The organism is Rahnella sp. JUb53, from assembly GCF_004346065.1.
Taxonomy (GTDB): Bacteria; Pseudomonadota; Gammaproteobacteria; order Enterobacterales; family Enterobacteriaceae; genus Rahnella; species Rahnella variigena.
On record NZ_SLYT01000003.1, the window covers coordinates 560,235 to 580,358 of the forward strand.

The window sequence follows — 20,124 nt, forward strand, 5'->3', positions numbered from 1 at the left end:
GATCAATTACAGCGATTTTCACTGTTTTGTTCTTAAATTGACCTGTACACGGAAATCCGCTTTGGGTCACTAAAAAACCTATTTAATGTGTGGGATTACTGGCGTAACATATTGGTCCTGTAACATCAGTTTTTTGTATGTTCACTTTTCCCCGTGATTTCGCCTGCTCATCAGCCTCTTAGAGGCTTACTGACCGTGCGCTTTCCGGGTTCAGAGTGCCTGCCGCGGGCATTTCTGTTCTACACACATTTGAATATTGGTAGTCAAGAGGCGTTCCGGCAACCGGTTCGTCAAAGATCGCAATTTGGGGTCTTCCTCCGAGGAGCAAGGGGTCAAGATGTTTGATATCGTTGAACTGTCGCGTTTACAGTTTGCTTTAACAGCCATGTACCATTTCCTATTTGTCCCATTAACGCTGGGTATGGCGTTTTTACTGGCAATTATGGAAACGGTTTATGTGCTTTCCGGCAAACAAATCTATAAAGATATGACCAAATTCTGGGGCAAACTCTTTGCAATTAACTTTGCACTGGGCGTTGCAACCGGTTTAACCATGGAATTCCAGTTCGGTACTAACTGGTCATATTTCTCACATTACGTCGGTGATATCTTCGGGGCGCCTCTGGCGATCGAAGGTTTGATGGCGTTCTTCCTGGAATCCACTTTAGTCGGCCTGTTCTTCTTCGGTTGGGATCGTCTCTCTAAAGTTCAACACATGACAGTGACCTGGTTTGTGGCGCTTGGCTCAAACTTGTCCGCCTTGTGGATCCTGGTGGCGAACGGCTGGATGCAAAACCCGATTGCGTCCACCTTCAACTACGAAACTATGCGTATGGAAATGGTCAGCTTCTCTGAGCTGGTCCTGAACCCGGTTGCGCAGGTTAAATTCGTTCACACCGTAGCGTCTGGTTATGTGACTGGCGCGATGTTCATCCTGGCTATCAGCTCTTACTACCTGCTTAAAGGTCGTGACATCGGTTTCGCGAAACGCTCATTTGCGATTGCTGCAAGCTTTGGTCTGGCTGCCGTACTTTCCGTTATCGTGCTGGGTGATGAATCCGGTTATGAAATGGGTGACGTGCAGAAAACCAAACTGGCAGCTATCGAAGCAGAGTGGGATACCCAACCTGCACCGGCCAGCTTCACGCTGTTTGGTATGCCTAACCAGGACAAAATGGAGAACGAATATTCTATTCAGATCCCATATTTGCTCGGCCTGATTGCCACGCGTTCTGTTGATACGCCGGTCACCGGTCTGAAAGACCTGATGGCGCAACACGAAGTGCGTATCCGCAATGGTATGAAAGCCTACACCCTGCTGGAAGAACTGCGTTCGGGCAACACTGACCCGAAAGTACGCAGCGATTTCGAAAATGCTAAGCAGGATCTGGGCTACGGTATGTTGCTGAAACGCTATACCGACAACCCGGCGGGTGCGACTGACGCACAAATTCAGAAAGCGACCAAAGATTCTATCCCGCGCGTTCTGCCGCTTTACTTCGCATTCCGTATCATGGTTGCCTGCGGCATCCTGATGTTCGTGCTGATTGCGCTGTCCTTCTACACCGTATTGCGCGGAAAGATTGGTCAGAAACGCTGGTTACACCGCGCGGTATTCATCGGCCTGCCATTGCCGTGGATTGCTGTCGAAGCGGGCTGGTTCGTGGCCGAATATGGCCGTCAGCCTTGGGCGATTGGTGAAGTGTTACCGACTGCGGTTGCGCACTCTTCACTGACTGTGGGTGATGTACTCTCCTCGATGATCCTCATCTGTGGCCTGTACACCCTGTTCCTGATCGCTGAAATGTTCCTGATGTTCAAATATGCGCGCCTGGGCCCAAGCAGCCTGAAAACTGGCCGTTATCATTATGAACAAACTTCAGCGCCACTTGAGCAAGCTCGGTAATAGGGAGTCCACTTATGTTTGATTATGAAGTTTTACGGTTCATCTGGTGGGTGCTGATTGGCGTGCTGTTTATCGGCTTCGCAGTCACCGATGGATTTGATATGGGCGTGGGCATTCTGGTGCGTATTATCGGTAAAACCGATACTGACCGCCGCGTGATGATCAACGCCATCGCCCCGCACTGGGACGGTAACCAGGTCTGGCTGATCACCGCCGGTGGTGCATTGTTTGCAGCATGGCCGATGGTTTACGCCGCGGCATTCTCCGGCTTCTACGCCGCGATGGTGCTGGTGCTGTGCGCCTTGTTCTTCCGTCCGCTGGGCTTTGACTATCGTTCAAAACTCGAGAGCCCGCGCTGGCGTGGCATGTGGGACTGGGGCATCTTTATCGGCAGTTTCGTCCCTGCACTGGTGTTCGGTGTGGCGTTCGGTAACCTGCTGCTGGGTGTTCCGTTCCATATCGACAGCGACCTGCGTCTGTTCTACACCGGTAACCTGTTTGGCCTGCTGAACCCGTACGGTATTCTGGCCGGTCTGGTCAGCCTGACCATGCTTATCACGCAAGGTGCCACCTATCTGCAAATGCGTACTGTGGGTGAACTGCACCTGCGTACCCGCACCGCGTCGCAGATTTCTGCACTGGTGATGATGGTGTGCTTCCTGCTGGCAGGTATCTGGTTAGTGAAAGGGATTGATGGCTTCACCGTGACGTCTGTTATGGATCACGCCGGCCCGTCTAACCCGCTGCGTAAAACGGTGTCTCATGAAGCCGGTGCATGGCTGGCTAACTTCAACAAGACTCCGGGCCTGTGGGCGATCCCTGCACTGGGTGTGATTCTGCCGCTGCTGACCATTTTGTTCTCACGCATGAACAAAGCTGCGCTGGCATTCATCAGTAACTCACTGACTATCGCCTGTGTGATCCTGACTGCGGGTATCACTATGTTCCCGTTCGTGATGCCGTCAATCACTGAGCCGAACGCCAGCCTGACCATGTGGGATGCGACATCCACCTTGCTGACGCTCAGAGTGATGACCGTTGTTGCCTGTATCTTTGTACCAATCATCCTGATTTACACCTCATGGGCGTATTACAAGATGTTCGGTCGCCTCGATAAACACTACATCGAGAACAACAAGCATTCGTTGTATTAAGGAGAACACCATGTGGTATTTTGCCTGGATCCTCGGCACCTTACTGGCTTGCTCATTCGGTATTATTACCGCGCTGGCGTTTGAACACAGCGAAGCCAATAAAGCGGCTAAAGAAGAGAAGTAATAATGAGTGTGATCGTGGATAAACTCTACGCCATCACAGACAAGGGCCCCTTGCGGGCCCTTTCGCTTGTGATGTCACTGGTGCTTGCCGGATGCGTATTCTGGAAACCGGGCCTGTTTGCCTCGTCAACCAGCCAGCTGGAAGTCTGGCACGGCATCATTCTGATATGGGCAGTCTGTGCCGGTGTGATCCACGGCCTTGGCTTTCGTCCGCATAAATCGGTATGGAAGGCATTCTTCTCTCCGATACTTGCCATGATTGCGCTGGCCGCAGGACTTTTTTACTTTTTCAGCTGATTCTTTGCTGAAATAAAAGACAAATTTACAGTAATCGTCCTATGGGCCGCTCTGGCCCATAATTATTTTCGTTCCAGCAATGCAACCCATTCCCAACCCCAACTCACTTGAGTATAGTAGTGCCGTCAAATTGCATTACGGGATGTAGAGTGAGTAATTCGTTGTTCCGATGGCCGGTTCGTGTCTACTTTGAAGACACAGACGCGGGAGGTGTGGTCTACCATGCCCGATACGTCGCCTTTTATGAAAGGGCTCGCACAGAGATGTTGCGCCAACGCAATTTTCACCAGCAACAACTGCTGGGAGAACATGTCGCTTTTGCTGTCCGCCGCATGACTGTCGAATACTTTGCACCAGCTCGCCTAGATGACCTGCTGGATGTTCAGAGTGAGATTACGTCCATTCGCGGAGCTTCTCTTACTTTTGCACAACGAATTCTTGATTCGCATGGAAACCTTCTGAGTTCTGCAGAAGTGTTGATTGCGTGCATTGATCCACACCAAATGAAGCCACGTGCGCTTCCTAAGTCTATTGTCGCGGAGTTTAAGCAGTGACTGACATGAACATGCTTGATTTATTTTTAAAGGCCAGCATCCTGGTTAAGCTGATTATGCTTATCCTGGTGTGCTTCTCTGTCGCGTCCTGGGCGATCATCATTCAACGCACGAAAGTGCTGAATGCCGCCACCCGTGAGGCAGAAGCATTTGAAGATAAATTCTGGTCCGGTATTGAGCTTTCCCGTTTGTATCAGGAAAGCCAGGGCCGTCGCGAAACCCTGAGCGGGGCAGAGCAAATCTTCCATTCCGGTTTTAAAGAGTTTGCGCGTCTTCATCGTGCCAACAGCCATGCGCCTGAGTCGGTGATTGAAGGCTCTTCACGTGCGATGCGTATTTCCTTTAACCGTGAACTCGAATCTCTTGAAATGCACATTCCTTTCCTTGGTACCGTCGGTTCCATCAGCCCGTATATCGGCCTGTTCGGTACGGTCTGGGGGATCATGCACGCCTTTATCGGCTTAGGTTCTGTAAAACAAGCTACCCTGCAAATGGTTGCGCCGGGTATCGCAGAAGCACTGATCGCCACCGCGATTGGTTTGTTTGCTGCTATCCCTGCGGTGATGGCGTATAACCGCCTGAACCAGCGTGTGAACAAGCTTGAGCAAAACTACGATAACTTCATGGAAGAATTTACGGCCATCCTGCACCGTCAGGCTTTCTCTCGCGAAACCAGCAGTAACTAAAGGGGGAGAGTATGGCTCGTTCACGAGGTCGTCGTAACCGTCGCGAAGGTAAGTCGGAGATCAACATTGTTCCGCTGCTGGACGTACTGCTGGTTCTGTTACTGATTTTTATGGCAACAGCTCCCATCATTACCCAGAGCGTGGAAGTGGATCTGCCAGACGCGACGGATTCCAAAACGGTATCCAGCGATGATAACCCGCCAGTGATTGTGGAAGTCTCCGGCGTGGGTCAGTACACCATAGTGGTGGATCATCAGCGTATGGAACAATTGCCTGAACAGCAGGTTATCGCGGAAGCGACCAGCCGAATCCAGGCCAATCCGAAGACGGTATTTCTGATCGGCGGCGCAAAAGATGTACCTTATGATGAGATCATTAAGGCGCTGAATATGCTGCATCAGGCTGGCGTGAAGTCTGTCGGATTGATGACACAACCTATCTGAGGATAGGTAATTTGTAACACTTATTTGAAACCCGGCATTCTCTGGCTTGTTAAAAGTATGACAGGCAATACAGGAAACCGGGTTTTTAGTAATCCTGTCTTGGGAAATCTATTTTGGTAAAGGCAACTGCAACTGAACAAAACGATAAGCTCAAACGCGCCGTTATTGTTTCGGTCGTTCTGCATATCATCATTATAGGCCTGCTGATTTTGGGATCGCTGGACGAAGATACCAGCATGAGTGGTGGCGGTGGCGGCAGCGATATCTCTGCCGTAATGGTTGATCCCAGTGCCGTGGTCGATCAGTACAACCGTCAGCAACAGCAACAGGCTGATTCCCAACGCGCTGCTGCAGCGCGTCAGAAAAAATCAGAGCAACAGGCTGAAGAGCTTCAGCAGAAACAGGCCGCCGAACAACAGCGCCTGAAAGAACTTGAAAAAGAGCGTCTGCAAGCGCAGCAGGATGCGAAGCAGCAGGCTCAGGAACAGGCTCAGCAGCAAAAACAAGCTGAGCAAGCCGCTGAACAGGCGAAAGAACAACAGAAGCAGGCTGAAGCTGCCGCTGCACAAGCGAAAGCCGAAGCAGCAAAAGCGGCGGCACAGGCCAAAGCGGATGCCGCGAAAGAAGCGGCTAAAGCACAAGCAGACGCCCAGAAAAAAGCTGCTGCTGATGCTCAGAAAAAAGCAGAGGCCGAAGCAACCGCCGCTGCTGCCGCTGCGAAGAAACAAGCAGAAGCTGACGCGAAGAAAGAAGCGGCTGCAGAAGCGAAGAAACAAGCTGCTGCAGAAGCTAAAGCGCAGGCCGCTGCAGATGCAAAAGCCCAGGCTGAAGCGGATGCGAAAGCGGCTGCTGATGCCAAAGCCGCTGCTGCCGCTGAGAAAAAAGCAGAAGCTGCAGCTGCAGCGAAGAAAGCCGCAGCCGATAAAAAAGCTGCCGCTGCCGCCGCTGCGAAAGAAGCAGCTGATGCGAATAACTTATTTGATGGTCTTGCTGACTCCAAAAATGCACCGAAAGGCGCAACAGGTGGCGGCGCTTCTGCTCCGGCAGGGAAGGGGACTCAGAAAAAGGCAGGCGCATCAGGTGCCGATATTGCTAACTATGGCAGCCAGATTAAGGCAGCTATCGAGAGCAGATTCTATGACGCGTCATCGTATGCGGGTAAAACTTGTTCGTTGCGCGTTAAAATGAACCCGGATGGCTCGCTTATCAGCGTGTCGGCGGAAGGTGGGGATCCTGCACTTTGTCAGGCAGCGCTTGCCGCAGCCCGACAGGCGAAGTTCCCGAAACCACCTTCTGAAGCAGTCTATGAAGTCTTTAAAAATGCTCCGATAGATTTTAAACCGTAGAAAGACGAAAATAATTTCTTTTCAGAATTTTACGATAGATTGCAGGGTGTAATTCTAGTTTTGTATGCGTTGGTTTGTTAAAATTCTGCTAAATTATCGCGGGCAGATACGTCCAGATAAGGGAGATACAATGAAGCAGGCATTTCGAGTAGCGTTCGGCCTTTTGATGATGTGGGCATCTGTGGTTCATGCAGAAGTTCGCATTGAAATTACCCAAGGGGTAGATACAGCTCGCCCGATTGGCGTTGTGCCATTCAAATGGGCTGGCCCGGGTACACCACCTGAAGATGTGGGTGGTATCGTTGCAGCTGACTTACGTAACAGCGGCAAGTTCAATCCTATTGATGCATCACGTATGCCACAACAGCCGACCTCTGCCGCAGAAGTGACTCCTGCTGCATGGACTGCGCTGGGCATTGATGCGGTTGTTATCGGTCAGGTTCAGCCTGCAGCCGATGGCAGCTACGTGGTGTCTTACCAGCTGGTTGATACCTCTGGCGCACCAGGTACCGTGCTGGCACAAAACCAGTACAAAGTGACCAAACAGTGGTTACGTTATTCCGCCCATACCGCCAGTGACGAAGTTTTCGAAAAGCTGACCGGTGTAAAAGGCGCATTCCGTACCCGTATCGCTTATATCGTGCAGACCAACGGCGGTAAATTCCCGTATGAACTGCGCGTAGCGGATTATGACGGTTACAACCAGTTCGTGGTTCACCGTTCACCAGAGCCACTGATGTCTCCGGCCTGGTCGCCGGATGGCAGCAAACTGGCGTACGTCACGTTTGAAAGCGGTCGTTCAGCACTGGTTGTTCAGACTCTGGCTAATGGCGCGATCAAACAGATTGCTTCATTCCCGCGTCACAACGGTGCACCGGCGTTCTCACCTGATGGCAGCAAACTGGCTTTCGCTCTGTCTAAAGACGGCAGCCTGAACCTGTATGTAATGAATCTGTCTTCTGGTCAGATTAGCCAGGTGACAAACGGACGCAGCAACAACACTGAACCAACCTGGTTCCCGGACAGCCAGAATCTGGCGTTCACATCGGATCAGGGTGGTCGTCCGCAAGTTTATAAAGTCAATATTAATGGCGGTGCGCCTCAGCGTCTGACCTGGGAAGGCTCGCAGAACCAGGACTCTGACGTAAGTGCAGATGGTAAGTTCCTGGTGATGGTGAGCAGCGCCAGCGGTACACAGCACATCGCTAAACAAGATCTGGCAACGGGAGCCGTTCAAACATTGACGGACACGTTCCTGGATGAAACGCCTAGCCTCGCACCAAACGGCACCATGGTAATTTACAGCTCTTCACAGGGCCTGGGTTCCGTATTGCAGTTGGTATCGACTGATGGGCGCTTCAAAGCGCGTCTTCCGGCAACTGATGGACAGGTCAAATTCCCTGCCTGGTCGCCGTATCTGTAATGCATAGAAAACTATGTATGGCAAAAAATTATAAAAGGATCGAATAGATGCAACTGAATAAAGTGCTGAAAGGGCTGATGCTGGCGTTGCCTGTACTGGCTGTAGCTGCTTGTAGTTCTCACAAGAACGCAGACAACGACCAATCTAATGGTATGGGTCTGAACTCTGGCGCAGGCACTGAAAACGCAAACATGTCTTCAGAAGAGCAAGCTCGTCTGCAGATGCAAGAACTGCAGAAAAACAACATCGTTTACTTTGGCCTGGACAAATACGATGTGTCTTCTGAATTCGCTCAGATGTTAGACGCGCACGCAGCATTCCTGCGTAGCAACCCGTCTTACAAAGTGACTGTAGAAGGTCATGCTGACGAACGTGGTACGCCAGAGTACAACATCGCCCTGGGCGAACGTCGTGCTACTGCTGTTAAAATGTACCTGCAAGGCAAAGGCGTTTCTGCTGACCAAATCTCTATCGTTTCTTACGGTAAAGAAAAACCAGCTGTACTGGGCCATGACGAAGCGGCATACGCTAAAAACCGTCGTGCAGTACTGGTATACTAAGAGAATAGTATGAGCAGTAACTTCAGAACTCACTTGTTGAGTCTGTCGTTACTGGTTGGCGTAGCGGTCCCATGGGCCGCTACTGCCCAAGCGCCAATCAGTAATGTCGGCTCAGGCTCGATTGAAGATCGGGTCACCTCTCTGGAGCGTATTTCTAACGCTCACAGCCAGCTATTAACTCAACTCCAGCAACAACTTTCTGATACCCAACGTGATATGGATACTCTTCGTGGTCAAATCCAGGAGAACCAGTATCAGTTGAGTCAGCTTGGTGATCGCCAGAAGCAAATTTTTAATCAACTGGACAGCTTAAGCCAGGGCAATGCCGGAGCCGCCAGTACGGGCGCTGCAGCAGCCACAGGTGACGCAGCCGGTTCTGCTGCCGCAACGCCGGACGCGGGTGCTGCACAAGCGCCTGCAAGCACCGGTGACGTGAACAGCGATTACAATGCTGCGGTTTCACTGGCGCTGGAAAAGAAACAGTATGATGAGGCAATTGCTGCCTTTCAGAGTTTCGTCAAAAAATATCCTGATTCAACTTATCAGCCTAACGCCAACTACTGGTTAGGACAGTTGTATTACAACAAAGGTAAAAAAGACGACGCTGCGTATTATTTTGCAGTTGTGGTCAAAAATTACCCTAAGTCTCCAAAAAGTTCTGACGCGATGTTTAAGGTTGGGGTGATCATGCAGGAGAAAGGTCAGGCTGATAAAGCCAAAGCCGTCTTCACGCAGGTTGTAAAACAGTACCCAAATACCGATGCGGCAAAACAAGCTCAAAAACGTTTATCTGCAAAGTAGTTCCTCATTCAGGTCTGGAAAATGTACATATCGTGCATTTTCTGGGCTTGAGTGTGTGAAACGCCATCAGTTAGCACTCTTTCTGAAAATTAAAGTTGCACTGAAAAGTTAAATAAGTAATATATGCCGCCGTTGCCCAGACAACTCCAAACGGCTAACGCTGTCAGAGATTTAGGCAATATGCAGTAGGTTTAGAAGGGCCGTTAGCTCAGTTGGTAGAGCAGTTGACTTTTAATCAATTGGTCGCTGGTTCGAATCCAGCACGGCCCACCAAATCTAAATCATTTATTGCATGTGGCTTGCACACCAACTGCAAGACACGCAGGCAGACAGAAGTATTCAGGAAGGGCCGTTAGCTCAGTTGGTAGAGCAGTTGACTTTTAATCAATTGGTCGCTGGTTCGAATCCAGCACGGCCCACCACTTTTAGGTGGATCCTTCTGAAGTTCTGAAAGCCAACAGTAAAATAGTAAAAGCATTTAGATGGGCCGTTAGCTCAGTTGGTAGAGCAGTTGACTTTTAATCAATTGGTCGCTGGTTCGAATCCAGCACGGCCCACCACTTTTAAAGTGGAAAATGTAGTGAAGCAGTGCAGGATGAGGTGAAACCGAGTCATTCCAGCACGCTCCGCACATTATTATGAAGCCATCTAAATTGCAGAATTCAGAGAAAAGCGCCTTTTGGCGCTTTTTTCGCATCTGACGCCTGAAACTTCCTTCCATCGCGATATCCATTTCTCCGGCAATTTTGTCAATCCTCGTCTCTTTTAAGTGCAGTAAACATTTTTAGCTTTATGGCTAATATATGGACGACTTTCCCTGTGTTTTGCGGTATTTTGTTTAGCATACAAAACCAACGGGTTTCCGGATGGGATCTGTTGCGGCTTCTGGCGTTTCAGGCGTGCTGCCTGACTGAATGAGATGACGAGTATGAGCGAAACATTGGACCTGAATGCGACGGTTTATCCTTTTCCTCCTAAACCCGCAGTTCTGAGTGCAGATGAAAAGACTTTATACAAAGAGAAGATCAGAAAATTGCTCAGGGAACGTGATGCCGTGATGGTGGCGCATTACTACACTGATCCTGAAATTCAGGCGCTTGCAGAAGAAACCGGGGGCATTGTCGCAGACTCTCTGGAAATGGCGCGCTTTGGCAGTCAGCATCCGGCTTCCACGTTGCTGGTGGCCGGCGTACGCTTCATGGGTGAAACGGCCAAAATTCTCAGCCCTGAAAAAACAGTGCTCATGCCGACGCTCAATGCGGAATGCTCGCTGGATCTGGGTTGCCCGGAACAGGCTTTCTCAGATTTCTGCGACCAGCACCCCGATCGCACCGTTGTGGTCTACGCTAATACCTCTGCGGCGGTGAAAGCCCGTGCCGACTGGGTAGTTACGTCGAGCATTGCGGTAGAACTGATTGAACATCTTGATAGTCTGGGCGAAAAAATAATCTGGGCACCGGATCGTCACCTCGGCAATTATGTTCGCAAGCAGACGGGCGCTGATGTGCTGTGCTGGCAGGGCGCCTGTATCGTCCATGACGAGTTTAAAACCCAGGCCCTGACCCGAATGAAAGGCTTGTATCCAAACGCCGCTGTTCTGGTGCATCCTGAGTCTCCGCAGGCGATTGTGGATATGGCAGATGCGGTCGGTTCTACCAGTCAGCTCATTCAGGCTGCAAAAACCTTGCCTCAGAAGCAGCTGATCGTCGCTACTGACCGCGGGATTTTCTACAAAATGCAGCAAGCGTGCCCGGATAAAGAATTATTCGAAGCGCCAACGGCAGGTGAGGGCGCAAGTTGCCGCACCTGTGCGCATTGCCCGTGGATGGCGATGAACGGCCTGAAAGCCATTGCTGAAGGTCTGGAGCACGGCGGAGCAGAACATGCGATAGAAGTGGATGAGGCGCTGCGTGTGAAGTCATTGATTCCGCTGAACCGTATGCTGGATTTTGCCGCGCAACTCAAATTACGCACACAGGCCAAAGCCCTGTAAGCAAACGCGATGTGACTGACGAAAAAGGAAGGACGTGATGATGGATTTTTTCAGTACCAGCAATATTCTGGTTCATATTCCTCTCGGCAAAGGCGGATATGATCTGTCTTGGATTGAAGCGGTTGGCACTATTTTTGGTTTGCTTTGTATCTGGTACGCCAGCAAAGAAAAATTGATCAATTACGCGTTCGGTCTGATCAACGTCACCTTGTTTGCGATCATCTTCTTCCAGATCCAGCTCTACGCCAGTTTGCTGCTGCAAATCTTCTTCTTTGCCGCCAATATTTATGGCTGGTACGCCTGGAGCCGTCAGACAGCGGATCAGGAAGCCGAATTGCAGATCCGCTGGTTGCCACGTGGGAAAGCGCTGATATGGGGCGTGGTGTGCGTCGCAGGCATTTTGCTGATGACGTTTAACATTGACCGCGTATTTGCTGCGCTCACTCTGGTGGCGGTCAATCTGATGCAGGCGCTGGGGATGAATGTGCAGATGCCAGAATTGCAGCCGGATGCTTTCCCGTTCTGGGATTCATCAATGATGGTGCTGTCGATTGTGGCGATGCTGCTGATGACGCGTAAATATGTCGAGAATTGGTTGCTGTGGGTGGTGATCGACGTGATAAGTGTGGCGATTTTTGCCTATCAGGGCGTCTATGCGATGGCGCTCGAATACGTGTTGCTGACGCTGATTGCACTCAATGGTTCGTGGCTGTGGATCAAGAGTGCGAAGCAAAATGGCTCGCAGCCACTGCAAACCGTCTGAATCTGCTTAAACAAAAACGCCTCCATACTGGAGGCGTTTTGCTTTCTGCTATTGGTGAACATCAGTGATGATGGTGTGCGTGGGAGTGACCATGATGATCGTGCCCTGCGCTGGCAGCCGGGATTTCATTAATCTCGCAATCCAGCGTTTCACAACGACCGTATTCCATCTGAATCGTCGCATGGCCGATACGGCATTTCTCCAGCAAATGATGCTGAATGCGGTCTAACAGCGCATCGTGATCGTGCGGTGGCACCACCTGCACATGCAGCGTCATCAGCCGCTGTTCACCAATCTGCCAGACGTGAACGTGATGGACATTGCGAACTTCAGGGATGCTGAGCGACAAATCACGGCGCAGTTTATCGATATCAATTTCCTCAGGCGTACCTTCCAGCAACTCATGAAAACTTTCGCGCAGTAGCCGCCAGGCGTTGTTCAGCACCAGACACGACACAAGCACCGACAGAATCGGGTCGATGGGCGTCCAGCCGGTATACATGATGATCAGTGCTGCGGCGACCGCACCAATCGATCCCAGTAAATCACCCAGCACATGCAGAGCCGCAGCGCGCACGTTGATGTTGGCTTTTTCCTGACCCTGATGCAGTAACCAGAATGCCAGAATATTGGCAAACAGCCCGGCGATAGCGATGACCAGCATCGTGGTACCCATCACCGGCTGTGGATTGAAGAAGCGGGCAATGGCTTCCCAGACGATCAGCACCACAATCACTAACAGCGCGGCGGCGTTAACGAAAGCCGCCATTGTCGTCAGGCGCAGATAACCAAAGGTATGACGGGAATTGGGCTTACGTTTTGCAAAACGCACGGCCATCAGCGCCACGAGCAACGCGGCAGCATCTGTCAGCATGTGACCGGCATCTGCCAGCAACGCCAGAGAGCCAGAAATCAGCCCGCCGATAACTTCCGCAACCATAAAAACAACGGTTACAAGGAAAGCCAGTAACAGGCGACGGCTATTTTTATCCTGCGGTAACAGGGAAGAAGACATAGTTATATTCACAAAGATGATGAACAGAGACGATCACAATAGCGTAATCAGATGACGTTGCAAGAAGGGGAAGTATCGGAATAAGGAGGAACCGAAGTTCCTCCTGAGCGAGAGACTACCGGCGTATTTATTTACCAGTTTCTTTTGATTGCGTGGTTCCAGGTGCCTGGTCAGGACAACGACCATCTTTGCACATCGCTTTCTTATGCTGTTTGTCCTTGCTCATATGCTGCTTGGTGGTATCCGTTTTGGTATTCACTTCATCTGCTGGCTTGTTCGTGTTGTTAATCTGGTCATTATCAACACTTTTAGGTGCCATATTCTGAATTGAGCCAGGTGAACCGGACTGATTGGCCTGACCGTTGTTATCACCAGCCGAGGTTTCACCGGCGGCAAAGGCCGCGCCCGTTGTCAGAGCCATAGTGGCAGTCAGTAACATGATTGCGAGCTTTTTCATAATGTCATCTCCATTGTTTCAGAAAGGTCCGTGGTCGTGTTTCATGTGTCTGCTTAAAGCCTAGCTAAATAAATTATGTCCTAAATCAAAATGAGACTAATCGTAAGTGTAAAAGCAGGTTTACACTGCTCCCCATTACGGCTAGATTGAACGCGGTCAGCGTTTCGCTTTGTCTCTTATGAACACCCGAATGGAACTGTTATGAATTATCAAAACGACGATTTACGCATCAAAGAAATCAAAGAACTTTTACCTCCGGTTGCCCTGCTCGAAAAATTTCCCGCCACTGACAAAGCGGCAAAAACAGTTTCTCAGGCTCGTAATGCTATTCATAAGATCCTGAAAGGAAACGATGATCGTCTGCTGGTTGTTATCGGGCCTTGCTCAATCAATGATCCTAAAGCTGCCAAAGAATATGCGGCACGCCTGCTGAAAATGCGTGAAGAATTGCAGGGTGAGCTGGAAGTGGTAATGCGCGTTTATTTCGAAAAACCGCGTACTACGGTGGGCTGGAAAGGGCTGATCAATGATCCGCACATGAACAACAGCTACCAGATTAACGATGGTTTGCGCATTGCCCGCAAATTGTTACTTGATATTAATGACACCGGTTTGCCTGCCGCAGGCGAGTTCCTGGACATGATCACACCACAATATCTGGCGGATTTAATGAGCTGGGGCGCAATCGGTGCGCGTACCACAGAATCTCAGGTTCACCGCGAGCTTTCCTCCGGTTTATCCTGCCCGGTCGGTTTCAAAAATGGTACCGACGGCACCATCAAAGTGGCTATCGACGCCATTAACGCCGCAGGCGCGCCGCATTGCTTCCTGTCTGTCACCAAATGGGGTCACTCCGCCATCGTGAATACCAGCGGTAACAACGACTGCCATATCATTCTGCGCGGCGGCAAAAAGCCAAACTACAGCGCTCAGGACGTGCTCGAAGTGAAAGACGGCCTGAAAAAAGGCGGTCTGCCAGCACGTATCATGATCGACTTCAGCCATGCGAACAGCAGTAAGCAATTCAAAAAGCAGATGGAAGTTTGCGAAGACGTTTGCGGGCAGATTGCTGGCGGTGAACAGGCAGTTATGGGCGTGATGGTTGAGAGCCATCTGGTGGAAGGGAACCAGAGCCTCGATAGCGGCGAGCCGCTGGTTTACGGCCAGAGCGTGACTGATGCCTGCATCGGCTGGGAAGACACAGAAGTGCTGCTGCGTAATCTCGCGAACGCCGTTAAAGCGCGTCGCGGATAATTCTTTAACGCCAGCATATCTTTCTGAGCCCCGCTTTTGCGGGGCTTTTTATTAGCTGAATACGTCAAAGTGCACAGCGCATCTCCATGCAACGCAAATCGGCATTCGCCATTTCTGACCGGTACAGACCCTCTTTTACCAGGCTAAATCCGTTCCTCTTATAAAACTCAAAAGCATTGGGCGTAGATGACAGGATGATCTCTTTAAACCCCCGCGATTTTGCTTCAGCTTTTAGTGTATTGAGAATTTGCGTGGCGAGTCCTTTTCCTTCGAATTCCGGCAAGGTGAATATCGCCTCAACGCTGCCATTTTTCAGGTCGAGATAACCCGTTGCCGCAGGTGTACCCAGACCGTGCGCTTCGGCCACATAAAAAGGATTCTCAGCAATGGCTTTACGGTAACCGGGCGGCATCTGATCCGGCGTCCAGGCCATCACAATGTCGGTGCCATAGGTATTTTTACATCCGTGGCGGATAGCCTGATTTCTGATTTCCCAGAGTATTTCTGCTTCATCGGGGCAGGCGAGTCTGACGGGCATCGGTTTCTCCTCAGGTTCAGATACAAAAAAGGCACGCTTGCGCGTGCCTGTTCCAATCGCTCTGCTTAACACAGAAAACGCGAAATTACTTCGCTTTACCCTGGTTTGCCACGGCCGCTGCTTTCGCTGCGATTTCGTCGGCATTACCCAGATAGTAACGTTTGATTGGTTTGTAGTTTTCGTCGAATTCGTAAACTAATGGAACACCGGTAGGGATGTTCAGTTCCAGAATTTCGTCTTCGCTCAGGTCATCGAGATATTTGACCAGTGCACGCAGGGAGTTACCGTGCGCAGCGATGATCACGCGCTCGCCGCTGGCGATACGTGGTTTGATCACGTCAGTCCAGTAAGGGATAACACGTTCGATGGTCAGTGCCAGGCTTTCAGTCGTTGGCAGTTCAGCCGCAGTCAGTTTTGCATAGCGCGGGTCATGGCCAGGGAAACGCTCATCAGCGCGATCCAGTTCTGGCGGAGTTACCGCGAAGCCACGACGCCATTGTTTAACTTGCTCGTCACCGTATTTCTGAGCGGTTTCTGCTTTATCCAGACCCTGCAACGCGCCGTAATGACGTTCGTTCAGTTTCCAGGATTTCTCAACCGGCAGCCATGGCTGGTTCAGTTCGTCCAAAACGCTCCACAGAGTATGGATGGCACGTTTCAGCACAGAGGTATAAGCGAAGTCGAATTGGAAGCCTTCGTCTTTGAGCAACTGACCAGCAGCTTTTGCTTCAGTGCGACCCTTATCGGACAGTTCAACATCATGCCAACCGGTAAAACGGTTTTCTTTGTTCCACTCACTTTCACCGTGTCTTACCAGCACCAGCTTGGTTACAGCCATAGCTAAACTCCTCAGTTAACTGAATTTTCAATGATAACGGTTATCATTATAGGGGCTTGGCCTCCCGGACAGCAATCTGAAACTTCCTCAGGAAGCCTTTGCGGGACACCGTTTGTATTAAACATAACGAATTTGCTGCGGCGATGTAAAACAAAACGCGCGAACGGTTTCCCGGACAGCGCGTTTTTTGCAAAAGGACAGCAGTTAGCTGGCTTTTTTCAGGCAGGTACTCATGAAGGTTTTACGTGCATCGCCTTTAAGCTCTTTTTTCGCTGCGTCAGCGTTACAGGTTTTCATTTTTTCCTGCTGAGGCGTCATGCCTGCCGTCGCCGGTTTGGTTTCCGCCTTGAGGCACTGACTCATGAATTTTTTACGGTCATCACCTTTCAGGGACTGGGTCGTGGCCTGCTGATTACAGTCGGTCATCTTTTGGCGTTGCTCAGTCTGAGCAGGAGAAGGCACTTTCACAGGGTCAGCCGCCAGAGCGGAGCCAGCCGCGCAAAGCGTTGCCAGCAGGGATAACACAACAGGTAAACGCATATCGAACTCCTTATTAAACGTCCTTTTATGCAGGACACTCTCTAAGAGTAGATGCGGGAAATGCCTTTAGCTGAAAATGTGCTGATACAGATGCGCCGTGAGTCACAAATTTGCAGAAGTCGGAATAAATGAAGACAGGGCCGGGCGACCCTGTCTGACAGACGTTAAAGATGATGGACGTTATAGCGCGAAGAACTGATACGTGGTGGCAGATTTATATGCCTGTCCCGGTTTGATCCAGCAGCTTGGCTGTGGCCAGGTTGCGTGGTTCGGGCTGTCTGGCAGGAATTCACTTTCCAGCGCCACACCGCTATAGCTGGCATATTCGCCGCCGCTGCGATTCGGTGTTCCGCCGAGGAAATTGCCGCTATAAAGCTGAACCGCTGGCGCCGAGGTAAACATGGTCATTTTCACTTTGCCATCCGCAGACCACAAATGTGCTGCCGGATTTGTAGCGGCATTGCATGAGCGGTTGAGCAGATACGCGTGGTCATAACCTTTCACCCGTTGCTGATCGCGATCCTTGAGGAAATCTTTCGCCAGCGTTTTTGCGGCGTTGAAATCCATGCCGGTATGTTCAACTGGCGTCGGATCGGCGCAAGGAATGCCGTCGCTGTCCACTGGCAGGAAGCGGTCAGCAAACAGTTGCAGCTTATGCTGGCGCGCGTCAGTGCCTTCGCCGTCGAGATTGAAATAGGCGTGATTGGTCAGATTGACCGGGCACAGCTTATCGACAGTCGCTTCATAACGAATTTCCAGACGGTTATCGTCAGTCAGCTGATAATGCACTTTGGCGGTCATATTGCCCGGGTAACCCTGATCGCCATCGGCTGAGAACAATTCGAACGTCAGTTTTTGCGCGGTTTTCCCGAGGATCTTCCAGCGACGCGCATGGAAGCCTTCCGGCCCGCCGTGCAGCTGATGAACGCCCTGATTGGCGACGACCAGATGCGGTTTGCCGTCAACTTCAAACTGCGAACGTGCGATACGGTTGGCGTAACGCCCCACGGTGGCACCCAGATACGCGCTCTGATTCATGTACTCCGGCGGCGACTCGCAGCCGAGCAACAGCTCACGAGAGGTGCCGTCGGCCAGCGGCAGCGTGAAAGATAACCAGGTCGCGCCCCAGTCCATAAACGTGGCGGTGGCACCCGCCGCATTCTGTAGCGTTACCTGTTCAAACGGCTGGCCGTCGGGCGCCAGCTGTGTGTTTTCAGGTTTTAACATATGCCTGCTCCCTGTGATGCGGTGCAAACGTAGAAGGTTTCTTTCAGGCCGCTGTGGGCGTGATATTGCTGTTCAACGGCATGACGGACTTTTTCCACCATGTCTTCCGGAACCAGCGCTACGATACAGCCGCCGAAACCGCCACCGGTCATACGCACGCCGCCTTTATCGCCAATCACTTCTTTGACGATTTCTACCAGCTTGTCGATCTGCGGAACGGTGATTTCAAAATCATCGCGCATGGAAGCGTGAGATTCCGCCATCAGCTCGCCCATACGTTTCAGGTCGCCGCTGGCCAGTGCATCCGCTGCCGCCAGTGTGCGGTCGTTCTCAGTGATCACGTGACGCGCACGGCGGGCAACCACCGGATCCAGTTCATCCTGAATGGAGAAGAACAGGGCAGGATCCACGTCACGCAGCGCTTTTACACCGAAGAACCGGGCGGCGACTTCGCACTGTTCGCGACGGGCATTATATTCGCTGTCGACCAGACCGCGTTTCACGTTGGAGTTGATGATCACCACCGCCGCGTTTGTCGGCATAGACACCGCACGGGTTTCCAGTGAACGGCAGTCGATCAGCAGGGAATGATTTTCCTTGCCGAGTGCGGAAATCAGCTGATCCATAATGCCGCAGTTACAGCCGACAAACTGGTTCTCCGCTTCCTGACCGTTCAGTGCCAGCGCCACGCCATCCAGCGGCAAATCGTATAAGGATTTCAGCGCCTGACCGACGGCCACTTCCAGAGATGCCGATGAACTCAGGCCCGCGCCCTGCGGCACATTGCCGCTGATCACCATGTCAGCGCCGGAGAAATCTTTGTTACGCAGCATCAGATGTTTCACAACGCCACGCACATAGTTGGCCCACGGGTGCGCGTCGGTGTGCAGAATCGGTTCGTCGAGAGAAAAGCTGTCTTCGTCATTGTCGTAATCGGCGGCGATCACACGGATGGTGCGGTCGTTGCGCTGCGCACAGGCGATCACCGTTTCGTAGTCGATCGCGCACGGCAATACGAAGCCGTCGTTATAGTCGGTATGTTCGCCAATCAGGTTTACGCGGCCCGGTGCCTTGATAGTGATGGTCGCAGGGTAGCCAAATTTATCGGCAAAGATTTCCAGGGTCTTGGTTTTCAGTTTCATTGTTTTTCTCCGGCCTCACGATAATGAACATCACTCACCGCCCGCAGACGTTCTGCGGCTTGTTCCGCTGTCAGGTCGCGTTGGGTTTCAGCCAGCATTTCGTAGCCGACCATGAATTTGCGCACTGTCGCTGAACGCAGCAACGGTGGATAGAAATGCGCATGCAACTGCCAGTGTTCGTTGTCGCCTTCGGTAAACGGCGCGCCGTGCCAGCCCATTGAATACGGGAAAGAGCACTGGAACAGATTGTCGTAGCGGCTGGTCAGCTTTTTCAGCGCCAGCGCCAGATCACTGCGCTGCCCATCAGAAAGCTCAGTGATGCGCTTCACATGCACTTTCGGCAGTAATATCGTTTCGAACGGCCACGCCGCCCAGTAAGGTACTACCGCCAGCCAGTGTTCGGTTTCGACCACCGTACGGCTGCCGTCTGCCAGCTCGCGCTGCACGTAATCCACCAGCATCGGCGAGCCCTGTTTTTCCAGATAGGCACGTTGCAGGCGGTCTTCACGCTCGGCTTCGTTAGGCAGGAAGCTGTTGGCCCAAATCTGGCCGTGCGGATGCGGATTCGAACAGCCCATTGCGGCGCCTTTATTCTCAAAAACCTGCACCCACGGATAAGTTTTTGCCAAATCTGCGCTCTGTTCCTGCCAGGTTCTGACGATTTCCGTCAGTGCTTCAACTGACAACTGGGGCAAAGTTTTGCTGTGATCCGGCGAGAAGCAAATCACACGGCTGGTGCCGCGTGCGCTCTGAACGCGCATCAGCGGATCGTCGCTTTCCGGCGCAAACGGCGTGTCCGGCATCAGCGCGGCATAATCGTTGGTGAACACGTAAGTGCCGGTGTATTTCGGATTCACATCACCGGTCACACGGGTATTTCCCGGACACAGGAAACAGTCCGGATCGTGTGCTGGCAGCACTTCCTGCGAAACTGCTTCCTGCTGGCCCTGCCACGGGCGCTTGGCGCGGTGCGGGCTGACTAAAACCCACTGATCGGTCAGCGGATTGTAGCGGCGATGCGGATGGTCAATCGGGTTAAACGTTGTCATAACTTTCCTTAGTGC

22 protein-coding genes and 3 tRNA genes are annotated in these 20,124 nt (G+C 51.6%); 17 read left to right on the forward strand and 8 right to left on the reverse strand.

The window, feature by feature from the left end; translation table 11 throughout:
- Positions 1-337 precede the first annotated feature (337 nt).
- The 16 genes from cydA (at position 338) to pnuC (ending at position 12,049) form a co-directional block, all read left to right on the forward strand.
- On the forward strand, positions 338-1,906 hold the full coding sequence (gene cydA / locus EC840_RS10345; protein ID WP_112289184.1) for a cytochrome ubiquinol oxidase subunit I: 1,569 nt from the start codon (positions 338-340) through the stop codon (positions 1,904-1,906).
- Positions 1,907-1,920: 14 nt separating this feature from the next.
- On the forward strand, positions 1,921-3,060 hold the full coding sequence (gene cydB / locus EC840_RS10350; RefSeq protein WP_037037106.1) for a cytochrome d ubiquinol oxidase subunit II: 1,140 nt from the start codon (positions 1,921-1,923) through the stop codon (positions 3,058-3,060).
- A gap of 10 nt (positions 3,061-3,070) precedes the next feature.
- Positions 3,071-3,184 carry a cytochrome bd-I oxidase subunit CydX gene (gene cydX, locus EC840_RS10355; protein ID WP_013576433.1) on the forward strand — a complete coding sequence of 38 codons (114 nt, stop codon included), beginning with the start codon at positions 3,071-3,073 and terminating at the stop codon, positions 3,182-3,184.
- 2 nt (positions 3,185-3,186) lie between these two features.
- Positions 3,187-3,480: a cyd operon protein YbgE gene (gene ybgE / locus EC840_RS10360; RefSeq protein WP_112289185.1), complete on the forward strand. Its 294-nt coding sequence runs from the start codon at positions 3,187-3,189 to the stop codon at positions 3,478-3,480.
- A gap of 149 nt (positions 3,481-3,629) precedes the next feature.
- Positions 3,630-4,034, forward strand: a complete 405-nt coding sequence (ybgC, locus tag EC840_RS10365; protein WP_015698108.1) for a tol-pal system-associated acyl-CoA thioesterase — start codon at positions 3,630-3,632, stop codon at positions 4,032-4,034.
- A complete protein-coding gene (gene tolQ / locus EC840_RS10370) occupies positions 4,031-4,720 on the forward strand; it encodes a Tol-Pal system protein TolQ (protein WP_056771666.1) in 690 nt (229 codons plus the stop codon). Before ybgC ends, tolQ begins: the two co-directional genes overlap by 4 nt.
- Before the next feature lie 11 nt (positions 4,721-4,731).
- Positions 4,732-5,163 (forward strand): colicin uptake protein TolR, encoded by a 432-nt coding sequence (tolR, locus tag EC840_RS10375; protein WP_013576429.1) that lies wholly within the window; start codon positions 4,732-4,734, stop codon positions 5,161-5,163.
- A gap of 113 nt (positions 5,164-5,276) precedes the next feature.
- On the forward strand, positions 5,277-6,509 hold the full coding sequence (gene tolA / locus EC840_RS10380) for a cell envelope integrity protein TolA (protein ID WP_120160393.1): 1,233 nt from the start codon (positions 5,277-5,279) through the stop codon (positions 6,507-6,509).
- A 130-nt stretch (positions 6,510-6,639) separates the two neighbouring features.
- Positions 6,640-7,932 carry a Tol-Pal system beta propeller repeat protein TolB gene (tolB, locus tag EC840_RS10385; protein WP_112289187.1) on the forward strand — a complete coding sequence of 431 codons (1,293 nt, stop codon included), beginning with the start codon at positions 6,640-6,642 and terminating at the stop codon, positions 7,930-7,932.
- A gap of 47 nt (positions 7,933-7,979) precedes the next feature.
- Complete coding sequence (pal, locus tag EC840_RS10390) at positions 7,980-8,492, forward strand: peptidoglycan-associated lipoprotein Pal (RefSeq protein ID WP_013576426.1); 513 nt, start codon at positions 7,980-7,982, stop codon at positions 8,490-8,492.
- 9 nt (positions 8,493-8,501) lie between these two features.
- Positions 8,502-9,293, forward strand: coding sequence for a cell division protein CpoB (gene cpoB / locus EC840_RS10395; protein WP_112289188.1), 792 nt, complete (start codon positions 8,502-8,504; stop codon positions 9,291-9,293).
- Between the two features lie 197 nt (positions 9,294-9,490).
- Positions 9,491-9,566, forward strand: a tRNA-Lys gene (locus EC840_RS10400).
- Between the two features lie 73 nt (positions 9,567-9,639).
- Positions 9,640-9,715 (forward strand) — tRNA-Lys (locus tag EC840_RS10405).
- Between the two features lie 62 nt (positions 9,716-9,777).
- A tRNA-Lys gene (locus tag EC840_RS10410) sits at positions 9,778-9,853 on the forward strand.
- Between the two features lie 368 nt (positions 9,854-10,221).
- The gene (nadA, locus tag EC840_RS10415) at positions 10,222-11,286 is read left to right on the forward strand and encodes a quinolinate synthase NadA (protein WP_132965179.1); all 1,065 of its coding nucleotides are present in this window, start codon (positions 10,222-10,224) and stop codon (positions 11,284-11,286) included.
- Between the two features lie 40 nt (positions 11,287-11,326).
- Positions 11,327-12,049, forward strand: a complete 723-nt coding sequence (gene pnuC, locus EC840_RS10420) for a nicotinamide riboside transporter PnuC (RefSeq protein WP_113877930.1) — start codon at positions 11,327-11,329, stop codon at positions 12,047-12,049.
- A 61-nt stretch (positions 12,050-12,110) separates the two neighbouring features.
- On the opposite strand, the gene zitB is transcribed toward pnuC, so the two are convergent.
- Both zitB and EC840_RS10430 read right to left on the reverse strand, forming a co-directional pair.
- Complete coding sequence (gene zitB, locus EC840_RS10425; protein ID WP_132965181.1) at positions 12,111-13,064, reverse strand: CDF family zinc transporter ZitB; 954 nt, start codon at positions 13,062-13,064, stop codon at positions 12,111-12,113.
- 127 nt (positions 13,065-13,191) lie between these two features.
- Positions 13,192-13,521: a protein YbgS gene (locus tag EC840_RS10430; RefSeq protein WP_112291877.1), complete on the reverse strand. Its 330-nt coding sequence runs from the start codon at positions 13,519-13,521 to the stop codon at positions 13,192-13,194.
- Between the two features lie 201 nt (positions 13,522-13,722).
- Between EC840_RS10430 and aroG the strand changes: the two genes are divergently transcribed.
- A complete protein-coding gene (aroG, locus tag EC840_RS10435) occupies positions 13,723-14,775 on the forward strand; it encodes a 3-deoxy-7-phosphoheptulonate synthase AroG (RefSeq protein ID WP_112291875.1) in 1,053 nt (350 codons plus the stop codon).
- Between the two features lie 64 nt (positions 14,776-14,839).
- Here aroG and EC840_RS10440 read toward each other — a convergent pair whose 3' ends face one another.
- The 6 genes from EC840_RS10440 to galT form a co-directional block, all read right to left on the reverse strand.
- A complete protein-coding gene (locus EC840_RS10440; RefSeq protein WP_129638389.1) occupies positions 14,840-15,313 on the reverse strand; it encodes a GNAT family N-acetyltransferase in 474 nt (157 codons plus the stop codon).
- Positions 15,314-15,398: 85 nt separating this feature from the next.
- Positions 15,399-16,151 (reverse strand): 2,3-diphosphoglycerate-dependent phosphoglycerate mutase, encoded by a 753-nt coding sequence (gene gpmA / locus EC840_RS10445; protein WP_112291869.1) that lies wholly within the window; start codon positions 16,149-16,151, stop codon positions 15,399-15,401.
- A 204-nt stretch (positions 16,152-16,355) separates the two neighbouring features.
- Positions 16,356-16,691, reverse strand: coding sequence for a PsiF family protein (locus tag EC840_RS10450; protein WP_112291867.1), 336 nt, complete (start codon positions 16,689-16,691; stop codon positions 16,356-16,358).
- A 180-nt stretch (positions 16,692-16,871) separates the two neighbouring features.
- Positions 16,872-17,918: a galactose-1-epimerase gene (galM, locus tag EC840_RS10455; protein ID WP_132965183.1), complete on the reverse strand. Its 1,047-nt coding sequence runs from the start codon at positions 17,916-17,918 to the stop codon at positions 16,872-16,874.
- Positions 17,912-19,060, reverse strand: a complete 1,149-nt coding sequence (galK, locus tag EC840_RS10460; RefSeq protein ID WP_112291865.1) for a galactokinase — start codon at positions 19,058-19,060, stop codon at positions 17,912-17,914. Before galK ends, galM begins: the two co-directional genes overlap by 7 nt.
- A complete protein-coding gene (gene galT / locus EC840_RS10465; RefSeq protein WP_132965185.1) occupies positions 19,057-20,109 on the reverse strand; it encodes a galactose-1-phosphate uridylyltransferase in 1,053 nt (350 codons plus the stop codon). Before galT ends, galK begins: the two co-directional genes overlap by 4 nt.
- Positions 20,110-20,124: the final 15 nt, after the last annotated feature.

What these genes read in the sequence shown, in the direction of transcription:
- pal (WP_013576426.1), top strand. Translation starts at nt 7,980, where the DNA reads ATGCAACTGAATAAAGTGCTGAAAGGGCTGATGCTGGCGTTGCCTGTA.
- tolB (WP_112289187.1), top strand. Translation starts at nt 6,640, where the DNA reads ATGAAGCAGGCATTTCGAGTAGCGTTCGGCCTTTTGATGATGTGGGCA.
- galM (WP_132965183.1), bottom strand. Translation starts at nt 17,918, where the DNA reads ATGTTAAAACCTGAAAACACACAGCTGGCGCCCGACGGCCAGCCGTTT.
- cpoB (WP_112289188.1), top strand. Translation starts at nt 8,502, where the DNA reads ATGAGCAGTAACTTCAGAACTCACTTGTTGAGTCTGTCGTTACTGGTT.
- EC840_RS10450 (WP_112291867.1), bottom strand. Translation starts at nt 16,691, where the DNA reads ATGCGTTTACCTGTTGTGTTATCCCTGCTGGCAACGCTTTGCGCGGCT.
- EC840_RS10440 (WP_129638389.1), bottom strand. Translation starts at nt 15,313, where the DNA reads ATGCCCGTCAGACTCGCCTGCCCCGATGAAGCAGAAATACTCTGGGAA.
- aroG (WP_112291875.1), top strand. Translation starts at nt 13,723, where the DNA reads ATGAATTATCAAAACGACGATTTACGCATCAAAGAAATCAAAGAACTT.
- pnuC (WP_113877930.1), top strand. Translation starts at nt 11,327, where the DNA reads ATGGATTTTTTCAGTACCAGCAATATTCTGGTTCATATTCCTCTCGGC.
- tolR (WP_013576429.1), top strand. Translation starts at nt 4,732, where the DNA reads ATGGCTCGTTCACGAGGTCGTCGTAACCGTCGCGAAGGTAAGTCGGAG.
- ybgE (WP_112289185.1), top strand. Translation starts at nt 3,187, where the DNA reads ATGAGTGTGATCGTGGATAAACTCTACGCCATCACAGACAAGGGCCCC.
- gpmA (WP_112291869.1), bottom strand. Translation starts at nt 16,151, where the DNA reads ATGGCTGTAACCAAGCTGGTGCTGGTAAGACACGGTGAAAGTGAGTGG.
- nadA (WP_132965179.1), top strand. Translation starts at nt 10,222, where the DNA reads ATGAGCGAAACATTGGACCTGAATGCGACGGTTTATCCTTTTCCTCCT.
- zitB (WP_132965181.1), bottom strand. Translation starts at nt 13,064, where the DNA reads ATGTCTTCTTCCCTGTTACCGCAGGATAAAAATAGCCGTCGCCTGTTA.
- cydB (WP_037037106.1), top strand. Translation starts at nt 1,921, where the DNA reads ATGTTTGATTATGAAGTTTTACGGTTCATCTGGTGGGTGCTGATTGGC.
- galT (WP_132965185.1), bottom strand. Translation starts at nt 20,109, where the DNA reads ATGACAACGTTTAACCCGATTGACCATCCGCATCGCCGCTACAATCCG.
- cydA (WP_112289184.1), top strand. Translation starts at nt 338, where the DNA reads ATGTTTGATATCGTTGAACTGTCGCGTTTACAGTTTGCTTTAACAGCC.
- EC840_RS10430 (WP_112291877.1), bottom strand. Translation starts at nt 13,521, where the DNA reads ATGAAAAAGCTCGCAATCATGTTACTGACTGCCACTATGGCTCTGACA.
- galK (WP_112291865.1), bottom strand. Translation starts at nt 19,060, where the DNA reads ATGAAACTGAAAACCAAGACCCTGGAAATCTTTGCCGATAAATTTGGC.
- cydX (WP_013576433.1), top strand. Translation starts at nt 3,071, where the DNA reads ATGTGGTATTTTGCCTGGATCCTCGGCACCTTACTGGCTTGCTCATTC.